9 protein-coding genes are annotated in these 13,470 nt (G+C 72.2%); 4 read left to right on the top strand and 5 right to left on the bottom strand.

Features of this window, described 5'->3' with window-relative positions:
• Positions 1-83: 83 nt before the first annotated feature.
• Positions 84-875, top strand: coding sequence for an LLM class flavin-dependent oxidoreductase (locus SAVERM_RS29125; protein ID WP_010987047.1), 792 nt, complete (start codon positions 84-86; stop codon positions 873-875).
• On the opposite strand, the gene SAVERM_RS29130 is transcribed toward SAVERM_RS29125, so the two are convergent.
• Positions 872-2,299, bottom strand: coding sequence for an MFS transporter (locus SAVERM_RS29130; RefSeq protein ID WP_010987048.1), 1,428 nt, complete (start codon positions 2,297-2,299; stop codon positions 872-874). The two genes, SAVERM_RS29125 and SAVERM_RS29130, sit on opposite strands and share 4 nt — an antisense overlap.
• Positions 2,300-2,400: 101 nt before the next feature.
• Between SAVERM_RS29130 and SAVERM_RS29135 the strand changes: the two genes are divergently transcribed.
• Positions 2,401-3,360, top strand: coding sequence for a helix-turn-helix transcriptional regulator (locus tag SAVERM_RS29135; protein WP_237528906.1), 960 nt, complete (start codon positions 2,401-2,403; stop codon positions 3,358-3,360).
• A gap of 7 nt (positions 3,361-3,367) precedes the next feature.
• Here SAVERM_RS29135 and SAVERM_RS29140 read toward each other — a convergent pair whose 3' ends face one another.
• Positions 3,368-4,813: an MFS transporter gene (locus SAVERM_RS29140; protein ID WP_010987050.1), complete on the bottom strand. Its 1,446-nt coding sequence runs from the start codon at positions 4,811-4,813 to the stop codon at positions 3,368-3,370.
• Positions 4,814-4,986: 173 nt separating this feature from the next.
• On the opposite strand from SAVERM_RS29140, the gene dusB reads away from it, so the two are divergent.
• The gene (gene dusB / locus SAVERM_RS29145; protein ID WP_010987051.1) at positions 4,987-6,192 is read left to right on the top strand and encodes a tRNA dihydrouridine synthase DusB; all 1,206 of its coding nucleotides are present in this window, start codon (positions 4,987-4,989) and stop codon (positions 6,190-6,192) included.
• On the opposite strand, the gene SAVERM_RS29150 is transcribed toward dusB, so the two are convergent.
• The 3 genes from SAVERM_RS29150 to SAVERM_RS29160 form a co-directional block, all read right to left on the bottom strand.
• Positions 6,193-8,046, bottom strand: a complete 1,854-nt coding sequence (locus tag SAVERM_RS29150) for an alkaline phosphatase family protein (RefSeq protein ID WP_237528908.1) — start codon at positions 8,044-8,046, stop codon at positions 6,193-6,195. It lies immediately after the preceding gene.
• Between the two features lie 206 nt (positions 8,047-8,252).
• Positions 8,253-10,196: an amylo-alpha-1,6-glucosidase gene (locus SAVERM_RS29155; RefSeq protein ID WP_010987053.1), complete on the bottom strand. Its 1,944-nt coding sequence runs from the start codon at positions 10,194-10,196 to the stop codon at positions 8,253-8,255.
• Positions 10,197-10,250: 54 nt separating this feature from the next.
• The gene (locus tag SAVERM_RS29160; protein WP_010987054.1) at positions 10,251-11,789 is read right to left on the bottom strand and encodes an MGH1-like glycoside hydrolase domain-containing protein; all 1,539 of its coding nucleotides are present in this window, start codon (positions 11,787-11,789) and stop codon (positions 10,251-10,253) included.
• Positions 11,790-11,908: 119 nt separating this feature from the next.
• Here SAVERM_RS29160 and SAVERM_RS29165 point away from each other — a divergent pair, with 119 nt between their 5' ends.
• Positions 11,909-13,129: an ROK family protein gene (locus SAVERM_RS29165; protein ID WP_171033157.1), complete on the top strand. Its 1,221-nt coding sequence runs from the start codon at positions 11,909-11,911 to the stop codon at positions 13,127-13,129.
• Positions 13,130-13,470 lie beyond the last annotated feature (341 nt).

The following is a 13,470-nucleotide window of genomic DNA, read 5'->3' on the forward strand; positions in this document are numbered from 1 at the left end:
ATCGTGTCGTCATGTAATGATTTCGTGGCGACCCGACATGGGGCGGCTCGACCGCCCGATCCCGGCCGGCGCAAGGACCTCCCATGCCCGACTACGGTCACGACCTCCTCTTCGGCGCCGTCCTCACCCCCGACGCCCAGAACCCGCGCGCGGTGCTGGAGTCGGCGCGGCTCGCCGACCGCTCGGGACTCGACCTCGTCAGCGTCCCCGACCATCCGTACCGGCCGGACTTCCTGGACGCCTGGACCCTGTTGTCCGTCATCGCGGCGCACACCGAACGCGTACGGGTCTTCCCGAACGTCGCCAATCTGCCGCTGCGGCCCCCGGCCGGCCTCGCCCGCGCCGCCGCCGCGCTCGACGTCCTCAGCGGCGGCCGGGTGGAGCTGGGGCTCGGCGCCGGGGGTTACTGGGACGCCATCGCCGGTGAGGGACAGCCCCGGCGTACCCCCGGCGAGGCGGTCGAGGCGCTGGCCGAGGCGATCGACGTGATCCGCGCCCTGTGGGCGAGCGGGGGCGCCGGCGCGACCGTCGACGGAACGCACTACCGGCTCGACGGGGCCCGGCCCGGACCGCCCGCCGCGCATCCCCTCGGGATCTGGGTCGGCGCCCTGGGCCCCCGCATGCTCCGGCTCATCGGGCGCACCGCCGACGGATGGCTGCCCAGCGCCACCCGGGTGCCGCCCGCCGAACTCGCCGTGGGGCAGCGGATCGTGGACGAAGCGGCCATCGCCGCGGGACGGGATCCACGGGCGGTGCGTCGCCTCTACAACCTGCCGGGACCGGTACCGGCCGAGCCGCTCGCCGAACTCACCCCCGCGGTTCGCGCGGGAAGTCGTCCCGGAGGTGAGGGAGTTGGTGGCCCGAGGCCGCGCTAGCTGATCGAGCGCGGCAGACGCAGGCTCAGCGCCGTCGTCAGTGCCACCCCGGCCAGCTGGACCAGGAGCGTCGTCACCAGCGCGTCCCGCATGCCCCAGCCGGGCACCAGGGCCAGGAAGAGCGAGCCGAGCGTCGCCACGCCCAGCGCCAGCCCCGACTGCTGGGTGGTGATCATCACGCCGCCGCCCACGCCCGCCCGGGTCGGCGGCACCTCGGACAGGATGATCCGGAAGAGGACGGGCAGCTGGAGCGCCTGGCCCGCGCCCGCCACCGCCGCACCCGGCAGCAGCTCCAGCACGCCCAGGTCCGGCCAGGACCGCAGGGCGGCCAGGACGATCAGGGTCACCCCGACCGCCTGGATCAGGCCGCCCGCGGTCACCACCCGGGTGCCGTACCGGGCCACCAGCCGCGGCCCGCACAGCGAGACGGCGAAGAACACCACCGCCATCGGCGCGAGGGCGAGCCCAGCCGGGACCGGACCCAGTCCGGCGCCACGCTGCAACGCCACCGCGATCACGAACATGAACCCGCTGAAGCCGATGGAGAACGGCACGATCATCACCAGACCGCGCCGCAGAGACGTCAGGGCGAACAGGCTCGGCGGGACGAGCGGCGTACGCCCCTGCCGGTCCGCCCGGCGCTCCACCGCGTAGAACGCCCACGCCGCGAACGGGAACGCGGCCAGCGCCGGCCAGGTCCACAGCGGCCAGCCCGCCGCCCGGCCCTCGGTCAGCGGCACCAGCAGGGTCAGCAGCGACACGGCCAGGAGCACCGTGCCCGGGCCGTCCACCGGCTCCGGGCGCTGCGAGCGGGTCTCCGGGACGGCACGGGCGGCCAGGAACAGACCGACGACCACCACCGGCACGTTCACCAGGAACACGGAGCGCCAGCCGGTGCCCGCGATGTCCGCGGCCACGAGGACGCCGCCGAGGATCTGGCCCGCCACCATGGACAGCCCGGCGGTCGCGCCGTACAGGCCCATGGCCTTGGCGCGGCGCGGCCCCTCGGTCGCGGACTGGATGGTGGCGAGCACCTGCGGCAGCATCGCCGCGGCCGCCGCGCCCTGGGCGACACGCGCCGCGACGAGGGTCCACGCGCTCGGCGCGAGGCCGCACGCCAGCGAGGTCAGACCGAACGCCGCCATGCCGCCGAGGAAGAACTCACGGCGCCCGAAGAGGTCGCCGAGCCGGCCGCCGAGGACCAGCAGAACGGCGTACGAGACTCCGTACCCGGCTACGACGAGTTCGAGGACGGTCTCGCTCGCGTGCAGGTCGCGGCCGATGGTCGGCAGGGCCACGTTGACGATGAAGAAGTCGATGAGGGGCAGTGCCGCACCGAGCAGCACCGTGAAGAGTCCGAGTCCGCCGAGCACGGGCGGTGCCACCGGGGAGCGAGTGGTGGGTGAGGTGAGAGTTTCGGTCACGTTCATCAGCCTCTGCCCACTCTCAGGCTGGTACCAGAGTCTCCTTATCCTGGTAGAAGGACTACCTGGAAACAGGGTCCGGCGGGCGGCAGGCTGGAGGCATGGCGACCATGGTGCGGGAGACGGCGGTGCGGGCGACGGCGGTGCAGGCGACGGCGGTGCGGGCGGCCGAGGAGCGGGCCCGCGCGACGCAGGACACCCCGCGGGCACAGCACACGCGGGAGGCGGCGATCCGGCGGCATGAACTGGCCGCCTTCCTGCGCCACCGGCGCGAGCACATCACCCCCGAGCAGGTCGGCCTGCCCCGGGGCCGTCGGCGGCGCACCCCGGGTCTGCGCCGGGAGGAGGTCGCGCAGCTCTCCGCGGTCGGCGTCACCTGGTACACCTGGCTGGAACAGGCCCGGGACATCCAGGTCTCGGTGCAGGTGCTCGACGCGCTGGCCCGCACCCTGCTCCTCGACTCCAGCGAGCGCGCCCACCTGTTCAACCTGGCCGGCACGGCCGACCCCGAGCCCGGCGCGAACTGCCCGTCGGTCACCGACGCCCAGCGTGCCCTGCTGGAACAGCTGGAGCCGATTCCGGCGTGCATCCAGAACAGCCGGTACGACATCCTCGCCTACAACCGGACCTACGGGCTGCTGCTGTGCGACCTCGACGCCATCGCGCCGGTGGACCGCAACTGCATGCTGCTGTGCTACACGAACGCGGACTGGCAGGCGTCCATCGTCCGACTGGACGACACGATGCGGCTCATGGCCGCCAAGTTCCGCGCCTCCATGGCCGACCATCTCGCCGAGCCCGCCTGGAAGATGCTGCTCAAGCGGCTGAGCGGCGAGTCCCCGGAGTTCCGGGAGGCCTGGGAGCGGCACGAGGTGGTGAGCGCGCGCAGCAAGCTCAAGCAGTTCCGCAACGCCCACGTCGGGCTGCTCTCGCTGAACCACACGGACCTGTGGCTGGGTCCGCACAACGGCCCGCGCATGGTGACCTACGCCCCCGCCGACGAGGAGTCGCGCCGGGGGCTGGAGAAGCTTCAGGAGATCGCGGTGGCCCGGGAGGGCTGAGCCGCGCTCACGCGTTCACCCCCGCCTCGTCCCGTACCTCCGTCGACTCCAGGCGTTGTGCCGTGCGGCGGGCCGTGGCCCTGGCCCAGGCGCCGCTCGACAGTGCGCCGAGGACGAGTACCGACAGACCGCAGCCCGCGATGATCCACCAGCCGGGCCGGGCCGCCGACTCGAAGACCTGTCGGTACGGGCCCGTCCGCACCCCCGACGCCAGCACCGCGCCGACCACGGCGACGCCGAGCGTGCCGCCGATCTGACGGCTGGTCGAGGCGATCGCGGCGGCGACCCCGGCCTGGGCACGCGGCATGCCGGAGACGGCGGTGTTGGTGATGGGGGCGTTCACGAAGCCGAAGCCGACGCCGAAGAGGACGTAGCCGATCACCAGCGTGACGTCGGAGGTCTCCGCCTCGAACGCGGCGAAGAGCACCCCGCTCGCGGTCATCGCGATCCCGGCCGTCAGGAGGGAGAAGCGCGGGCCGCGGCTGCCGACGAGGCGGCCCGACAGCGGTGCGCAGACGAAGCACATGACCGCCATGGGGAGCATCCACAGGCCGGCGTGCAGCGCGGACAGACCGCGCACGTTCTGGAGGTACAGCGTGGAGAGGAAGAGGAAGCCGCTGAGCGCCGCGAACGCGCTGATCGCGACCACCGTCGCCCCGCTGAACGGGACGGAGCGGAAGAAGCGCAGGTCGATGAGGGGTTCGGCGCGCCGGGGCTCGTACCACAGGAGGGCGATCAGCGCGGCGAGCGCGGTGCCGCCGAAGGCGAGGATCTCGGCGGCGCCGGAGCTGGGCGCCTCGATGATCGCGTAGGTCAGGGAGCCGAGCAGGGCGATGACCAGGAGCTGGCCGACCGGGTCGGGGCGGCGGGCCTTGGGGGCACGGGACTCGGGGACGTAGCGCCAGGTGAGCAGGAGCGCGACCAGGCCCACCGGCAGGTTGATCCAGAAGATCGAGCGCCAGCCGACCGAGTCCACGAGCAGGCCGCCGACGATCGGTCCCGCGGCCATCGATATGCCGACGACGCCGCCCCAGACGCCGATCGCACGGGCGCGCTCGCGCGGCTCCGTGAAGGTGTTGGTGATGATCGACATCGCGACCGGGTTGAGCATCGAACCGCCGACCGCCTGCACCATGCGGAAGGCGACGAGCGACTCGAGGTTCGGGGCGAGGGAGCAGAGCACCGAGCCGATGGTGAAGAGCACGAGTCCCGTCCGGAAGACCCGGCGCCGTCCGATGCGGTCCGCGGTCGAGCCCGCCAGCATCAGCAGCGAGGCCAGGACCAGCGTGTACGCGTCGATCGTCCACTGGAGGCCGGCCACGCTGGCGTGCAGTTCCTTCTGCATCGAGGGCAGCGCGACGTTCAGGACGGTGTTGTCGAGGCTCACGATCAGCAGGCTGAGGCAGCAGATCGCGAGTACCAGCAGACGCCGGCGGGGACTGAGCTCGGGCATTGCTCCATCGTACGACGACTTCGATAGTGCGCCTAACTAATGAGTGATACATGGTCATTGCCGGGCGCCTCGCGGCTTACGTGATCTCGTGCCGAGCACGCGTCGTGATCTCGTGCCGAGCACGCTTCGTCCACTCGTGCCGAGCACGCGTCGTCGTACGTGACAATGGAGGAATGTCCACGCCCGCAGCCACGATGGTCTCCCCGTTGCAGATCGGTCCGCACACCGTCCAGCCGCCCGTCGTCCTCGCCCCCATGGCCGGGATCACGAACGCGCCCTTCCGCACCCTGTGCCGGGGGTTCGCCGAAGGCCATGGCTGGGAGTCCGGGGGCCGGCCCCCCAAGGGCGCGGCCGATGGCGGCAAGGGCCTGTTCGTCAGCGAGATGATCACCACGCGGGCGCTGGTCGAGCGCAACGAGAAGACCATGCAGCTGATCCACTTCGACGCGACCGAGAAGCCGCGCTCGATCCAGCTGTACGGCGTGGACCCGGCGACCGTCGGCAAGGCCGTCCGCATGATCGCGGAGGAGGGCCTCGCCGACCACATCGACCTGAACTTCGGCTGCCCGGTGCCCAAGGTGACCAGGAAGGGCGGCGGGTCCGCGCTTCCGTACAAGCGGAACCTGCTGCGGGCGATCCTCCGGGAGGCCGTCAGCGGGGCCGGGAACCTCCCCGTCACCATGAAGATGCGCAAGGGCATCGACGACGACCACATCACGTATCTGGACGCCGGACGCATCGCCGTCGAGGAGGGCGTCACCGCGATCGCCCTGCACGGCCGCACCGCCGCGCAGCACTATGGCGGCACGGCCGACTGGGACGCCATCGCGCGCCTCAAGGAGCATGTGCCGGAGATCCCGGTCCTCGGCAACGGCGACATCTGGTCGGCCGAGGACGCGGTGCGGATGGTGCGTGAGACCGGGTGTGACGGAGTCGTGGTCGGGCGCGGGTGCCTGGGGCGGCCGTGGCTGTTCAGCGACCTGGTGGCGGCCTTCGAGGGGCGAACGGACGACAGTGCGCGCCCCACGCTCCGTGCGGTCGCGGACGTCATGGTCCGGCACGCCACCCTGCTCGGCGAGTGGATCGGCGACGAGGCGCGTGGGGTCATCGACTTCCGCAAGCACGTGGCCTGGTACCTGAAGGGCTTCGCGGTCGGCTCCGAGATGCGCAAGCGGCTCGCGATCACCTCCTCGCTCGTCGAACTCTCCGACGGTCTCGCCGAGCTGGACCTCGACCAGGCCTGGCCCCTGGGCGCCGACGGGCCCCGCGGCCGCACGTCCGGCAACAACCGGGTGGTGCTGCCGGACGGCTGGCTGAAGGACCCGTACGACTGCGCGGGGATCAGCGAGGACGCGGAGCTGGACACCTCCGGAGGCTGATCAGCCCTTCGAGGGGCGCGGGGTGGAGCCGTACGCCGTCAGGAAGCGGTCGCGGAAGGAGCTCATCTTCCAGACCGGGGCGTCGTGCGCGGGCCGCAGCCCGTCGGAGTAGCCCCAGTCGGTGATCTTGTCCAGCACCTTCGGGTCGTGGGCGACGATCGCGACCGGCACGTCCCGGCTGGCCTTGTCGCCGCTGACCCGGGCCATCGGCTGGTGGTCGCCGAGGAAGACGAGCACGGTGTTCTTGTTGCCGTACTTCACCACGTAGTCGATGAGGCTGGTCACCGAGTACTGGATGGACTTGCCGTACTCCTGCTTCACCTTCGTGGAGTTGTAGAAGACGTCCGCGGGCTTCTTGCCGGCCTTCTCGACGGCGTCGTAGACGGAGCCGTCGCCGACCTGGTCCTCGGGAATCGTCTTCGGGATGGGCGCCCACGGCTGGTGGCTGGAGGTCAGGATGATCTCCGACATCAGCGGCTTGTCGTGCTTCCTGCCGTGCTCCAGGCGCTGGAACGCGGCCAGCGTGTACTGGTCGGGCATCGTCGACCAGCTGAACTTCGGGCCCTGGTAGCCGAGGTGATGGGCGTCGTAGAGATGGTCGAGGCCGTAGAACTTCGCCTCCGGCCAGCCCTTCTGGACACCCGGCATGATGCCGACCGTGCGCCAGTCGCCGGTCTTCTTGAAGGCGCTGGTGAGGGTGAGGTGGTCGCCCGCGGTGACGGTGCGGTAGCGGTTCTGGTTGTCGATCCACAGGCCGGACAGGAAGGTGGAGTGGCCCAGCCAGCTGCTGCCGCCGTACGTGGCCGACGTCAGCCAGCCGCTCTTGGCGTGGAAGCCGGCCTTGGCCAGTTCCTTGGTCTTGGCGTCGAGGGTGGCGTCGACGCCGGGCGACATGATCGGGTCCTCGACGGCACTGCGGCCGTAGCTCTCGATGAACGTGAACATGATGTCCTTGCCGCGCAGATCGGGCACCAGCTCGCTGCCGGGGGTATTGCCGAAGGTGTCGGCCTTGGCCTCCCTGGCGAACCCGCGCTCGTCCCTGATGGTCGCCTTCACCCGCGCCGCGCGGTCCCGGACGACGGCGGCGGTGTGCTCGGAGGCGATCGGCACGCCGCCCACCTGAAGGCTGAGGCTCGCGCAGGTCATCCAGACCGTGCTGAGGACCAGGGTGGCCCGGGTGGTGATGGCGGTGTGCCGGGCCATGAGGTTGCCGAGCCTGACGACCGCCCACGCCATCACGGCCGGCACGGCGAGCACGAGGACGACGACGGCGACCGTGGCGCCGAGCGCGCCCGCCTCGCCGGCCGAGTCCTTGAGGTACGACTGGGCGTCGCCGAGGAGGGACCAGTCGAGTACGACGTTGAAGCCGCGGCCGAGGAATTCGTTGAAGCCGATGTCGAGGAGGTTCAGCAGGGTGAGCACGCCGAGGCTCAGCCCGCCGAGCACCGCCGCGAACAGCCGCGGCCTGCGCGGCAGCGCGATGAGCACGGCGGCCCCGAGCAACGCCTCCACCGGGATACGGGCGAACTCGGAGGGCCGGAAGTCGGCGGGCTTGTTGGGCAGCAGCAGCGCGACGACTACCAGCGCACCGGCGAGCAGGGTCACGGCCCAGGAGAGAACGCGGGCGGCTACGGGGTGGCGGGCACGGAGTCGGGCTCGGCGGGTGCGCGGGGCAGCCTGTGCCACGGCCCCCGCGCCCTCCGGCTCGGGCTCGGGCTTCCCGGCGGTGGCGTCGGACGGCGGTGCCGCCGGTTCCTCCGGCGTCGCATCCTCGGCGTCCGCCGACGGCAGACCCTCGTCCGTGGCTGCCCCGGCCCTGTCCGGTGTCTGATTGGAGCGCGTGAAGAGAGGCAACCCGAGGGTCCTTCCATGCGAAGCCCGAGATGGAGCGGCGGCTCACGCTGGGGAGGCTGGACCCGCCGTCATCCCGTACGGCAGGCCGAAGAGGTGCGTTCAACCCCCTCCGGCCACCACTCGGCAAACACCCGGCAAACGCCTCGTCAACCACCCGGACCGGCGACCGGACCGGCACCCGACCGGCTCCGCCCGCCGGTCCGGCGCTACGCGCCCCCGACCGCCGTGAGCAGCGCCAACGGCGCTGCCGCCGACCGTGACTCCCGCACGCACGCGTGCGGGTACGGCACCGGCTCCGCATGCGTGTCGCGCCCGTACCCGGCGAGGACCTCGGGAAGCCGGTGGCCCGCCGCCGTCGCCGCGTCGACCAGCGCGTGGGCGACCGTACGGGCCTCGTCGTGCAGCCCGTACCGCGCGAGCCCCAGCGTGATCAGCGCGTTGTCGTGCGGCCACACCGAACCCCGGTGGTACGACAACGGGTGGTACGCCGCCTGGTCCGCGGCCAGCGTCCGCACCCCCCAGCCCGAGAAGAAGTCCGGTTCCAGCAGACGCCGGCCGACCATTTCGCCGTACTCCTTGTCCAGCAGCCCGGACCAGAGCAGATGCCCCGCGTCCGAGGCGAGCGCGTCCACCTGGCGGCCCTCGCCGTCCAACGCCAGCGCGGGGAAACCCTGTTCGGGCATCCAGAAGTCCCGCTGGAAGCGGTCGCGCAGATCCCCGGCCGCCTGTTCGAGCAGCGCCGCGTACACCTCGTCGCCCCACACAGTGCGCGCCAGCTGGGCGGTGCGGCGCAGCGCGTCGTACGCGTACCCCTGCGCACCCGCCGCGGTCACCGCGCCGGTGGCCCGGCTGCCGTCGGCGGAACAGATCGCGCCGGGGGAGTCCTTCCAGTTCTGGTTGGCGAGGCCGCCCCCGTCGGCGCGGTAGACGAGATAGCCGCGGGAGGTGAGCCCGCCGTGGTCGAGCATCCAGCCGACCGCCGCGCGGGCGTTGGGCTCGAGGCGGCGGGCGAGTGCCACGTCACCGGTCTGTTCGACGTACGCGCCGAGCAGGACGAGGAACAGCGGAGTGGCGTCCACCGAGCCGTAGTAGCGCCCGAACGGCACCTGCCCGAAGTGCGCCAGCTCCCCGTGCCGCACCTCGTGCACGATCTTGCCGGGCTGGGCCACCGATCCCACGCCGACCTCGGTCGCCTGCGTCGCGGCGAGCGCGGGCAGCGTGGCGGCGGCGAGCTGCGGCCGGTAGGGGAGTGCGAAGAGGGAGGTGAGCAGCGCGTCGCGGCCCAGCAGCGTGAGGAACCAGGGGGCGCCGGCCGCGGGGACGCGCAGCTCCTCACCGTCCGGGCCCGTCGCCGGGACCTGGAGCGCGGCGAGGTCGGACAGGCCGCGCGCACAGGCCGCGGCCAGCTCCGGCCAGCCCGTCGGGAAGGGCACGCCGCCCAGGAACTCCCCTTCCAGCGCGAGGAGCCGGGCACTGGCGTCGGCGGGCGAGGCCGGCACCTCCGCCGGGTGCGCCGCGCCGTGCGGACGGGCGGCGACCCGCAGCGACAGCTCCGCGGAACCGTGCGGTTCGAGGTCCAGCGTCCAGACGAGGCGACGGGCGCCCGTGCCCGTCTCCTCCACGCCGTCGGGGGCGGGCTCGGAGGTGACCCTCGTACCGGACCGCCACTCGCCGCGCTGATAGCTGAACTCCACGCCGTCGTCGAGGACCTGGCGGGAGCGCACCGCGCCGGCCTTGCTGTACGTGCGGTGGTCGGACCGCAGCTCGAACTGGTCGGTGAAGTCGGCGTCCGCGGTGACCGCGATACGGACCGTCGTCGGCGCCGGGCGGTTGCTGGTGACGCGCAGCGACTCGACGAACGCGCCCTCGGTGACGGCCTGTTCTCGGAAGAAGGTGTACGCGGGCGGCTCCTGACGGCCACCGCGCGGTACGAGCACGCAGCGGGCCGTGTCCCCGGCCCTGACCGGCGAGAGCGCCTCGGGCACCGCGCCGTCGACGGTGAGCTGCCAGCGGCTGAGGTGCCGGGCGTCCCGGACGAACAACCCGTCCGGTGAACCGGAACCGCCGCCCCGCACCCCGCTGATGTCCCCGCCGTCGCCCACTGCGGCGAACGTCCCGCCGTGCACGAGCAGATGATGCCGGTCCGTCATCCCCGGTCCCCTCCCATGTCCTTCATGTCCCTCATGCCCCTCATGTCATTCATGTCACTCGTGCCGAAACGTGCCGATGCCCATGGGGGACACGTCGTGTCCGAGGGGCTCGTCGGGCTCGTGCGGCTCGTGCAGCAGATCGAGCGCGAGCGCGGCGGTCCAGCTGAAGCCGAGCGCCCCGCACGCCTCACCGGTGTACGGGTCCACGTACTCGGCGAACCCGGACGCGTCGGCGGTCCGCAGCGCCGCGTCCCGCAGCGCGTCGGCCCGCCCCCGCTCCCCGTGCAGCCGCAGCCCGCGCTCCAGCAGCCAGTTGGTGTTGAACCAGGCGGGCCCGCGCCAGTACCGGTGCGGATCGAAGGCCTCACCGGTGAGGTCGTAACTGGGCACGAGCCGGGTGGTGTCACCGAGACCGAAGTGCGGCCCGCAGGCGGTACCTACGAGGGCGGCGGCGATGTCGCGGGGGAGGGCGGGCAGCAGCAGCGGGATCAGCCCGGCGACGCTTCGTTCGGGAACGAGGTCGCCGGTGCGCACGTCCCGGCAGAAGAACATCCCCTCCGCCGGGTCCCACAGCCGGTCCACCAGGGCCGCCGTCAGGCGCTCCGCCCGCGTGTGACGAGCCGTGCCGGCCGCCCCCAGCTCGCAGGCTATGCGGGCCAGCGCGTGCTCCGACGCGATCAGCAGCGCGTTGAACGCGGGGTCCTCGACCGCGAACTCCCCGCGCCCGTCGGCGTACTCCCCGTCGCGGTAGTCGGTGGCCAGGCGCACATACCGCCCGTAGTCCAGATCCGTCGGCCGGTCCTCGGCGGCGCCGTGGTCGAGGTCGGCGCGGCGGAAGGAGCGGGCCGGGGCCGGGGTGACGCGCGAGAGCGGCTCGTCCCAGGTCGGGCTGTTGTCCATGCCCTGCTCCCAGGGGTGGACCACCGACACGAGCCCGCCGCCGCCCAGGTCACGCCGGTGCAGCAGATAGCGGTGCCAGGCCGCGAGGTGCGGGTATACCCGGGACAGGAAGCCGCGCGACCGGGACAGCCCGGGGTCGGACAGGTGCACCAGCCAGGCCGCGAGCGCGTGCACCGGTGGCTGCACGATGCCCGAGGTCTGTACGGTGCGCGGGGCGCCCGCGGCGCGCCCCGCGGTCGAGGAACGCCAGAAGTCGGGGCTCGGGAAGTACGCGTCCAGCGGCACGGAGGGGTTGAAGACGATGTGCGGGATCCGGCCGTCGCCCCACTGGGCGCCGAGCAGCGTGTCCAGCTCCGTCTGCGCCCGCAGGGGAGACAGATGGCGCAGGCCGATCGAGATGAACGCCGAGTCCCATGACCACTGGTGCGGGTACAGGCCGCGCGAGGGCACGGTGGACGCGCCCGTCCAGTTGTCCTCCAGCACCCGGGCCGCCCTGAGGTGCAGCGAAGCCGCCGACCGCACCGGTCCGGCGGTCCGCGCCTGTCCTGCCGTCCGCACGGCTGAGGCCGGATCGTATACATCGGGCTCGGACCGGACGATCTCACCCGCACCGGGTGCGGGGGGTGGGCCGGAGGTGCGCCCGGGACCCGTGAGGTCCGTACGGCGGGCGGTGAGTTGGGTTGTGCGGTCCACTCAGGTCTCCCCGAAGACGTCCGGCCAGGCGGTTCGGCAGTAGCTACCGTAGGGTTACGTCTATTTAACACGCAAAACTCAATATGTAATGCAGAGTTGGTGAACGCAAGAGGGTGTGCATGAACGGAAGGGCCGGACGAGTGGGCAATCAGGCCAGCGCCGGGGATCTGCTCGAACTGGTGCGCAGCGGTCGTGCCACGACCCGTGGTGCGCTCCAGCAGGCCACGGGCCTGTCGCGGGCCACGGTCGGCCAGCGCCTGGACCGCCTCTTCCGGGCGGGCTGGCTGCGCGAGGGCGCGGGCGGACCGGTGGACTCCCCGCTCGGCGGCCGCCCCTCGATCACTCTGGAGTTCGACGACGCCCACGCGGTCGTCCTGACCGCCGACCTCGACACCCGCCACGCCCGCGCCGCGGTCCTCTCCCTCACCGGCGAGATCCTGGCCGAGCAGGCCGGGCTCCTGGTCCTGGGCGACGGCCCGGACGCCGTGCTCGGCGAGCTCGGCCACTGGTTCGCCGAGCTGCTGCGGAAGGCGGGCCGGCCGGCGGACGAGGTGTGCGGCATCGGGCTCGCGGTCCCCGGACCGGTCGACCGCGACACGGGCCGGGTCGTCCAGCCGCCGATCATGCCGGGCTGGGACGGCTACGACATAAGGGGCCGCCTGGGCCGGGCCTTCGCCGAGCACGCGCACGGCCGGGCGGACGTCCCCGTCCTGGTCGACAACGACGCCAACCTGATGGCGTACGGGGAACAGCGCACCGCCTACCCGGACTGCTCGGCGTTCGCGCTGGTCAAGGTCTCCACCGGGATCGGCGCGGGCGTGGTCGTCGGCGGCACCATCTACCGGGGCATCGACGGCGGCGCCGGGGACATCGGCCACATCCGGGTGCCCGAGGGCACCGACGCGCTGTGCCGGTGCGGTTCTTACGGCTGCCTGGCCGCCGTCGCGAGCGGGGGCGCCGTCGCCGCGCGGCTGGCCGAGGCGGGGGTGCCGGCCGCGTCGGGCTCGGATGTGCGCGAGCTGCTGACCGCCGGGCATCCCGAGGCGGTGGCGCTCGCCCGGGAGGCCGGGCGCCGGGTCGGCGACGTTCTCGCGACCGTCGTGACGCTGCTGAATCCCGGGGTCCTGATGATCGCCGGGGATTTGGCCGGAACACCCTTCCTCACGGGCGTACGGGAACTGCTGTACCAGCGGGCTCTGCCGCGCTCCACCGCTCATCTGGACGTGGTGACCTCCCGGCTGGGGGACCGGGCGGGGCTGATCGGGGCGGGCGCGCTGGTCGTGGAGCACTTGTACGCGCCGGAGCGGGTCGAGGAGCGGCTGCTCGCGCTGGGCGTGTGACCGGCCTCCGCGGGGGGACTCGGGGGCGTATGACGGGCGTGTTTCCGTCCGTGAACCGGTCCGCATGGTGAAATCGCGCCGCCTCAAACGGCGTGATTCTTGCCACCCTTGATAGGGGTTGCGCTCAGATGAGCGGTTCTTGGCTGACTGTACTTCTCGGAGGGGTGGCACTCAGTGCCACTGCTCGATCATTCATGATCTTAACTCAGACGAAGAGATGGGCGCTCATGTGAGCGAATACTCGCAGTCTACGGGCGTTGATTCGTTCAAGAAGTGAACGCATCGACGGGAAGTTCGCGGCAGATCCTTGACTTTCGATCTGGTGGCGGACGAGTGGTTAC

The organism is Streptomyces avermitilis MA-4680 = NBRC 14893, assembly GCF_000009765.2.
Taxonomy (GTDB): domain Bacteria; phylum Actinomycetota; class Actinomycetes; order Streptomycetales; family Streptomycetaceae; genus Streptomyces; species Streptomyces avermitilis.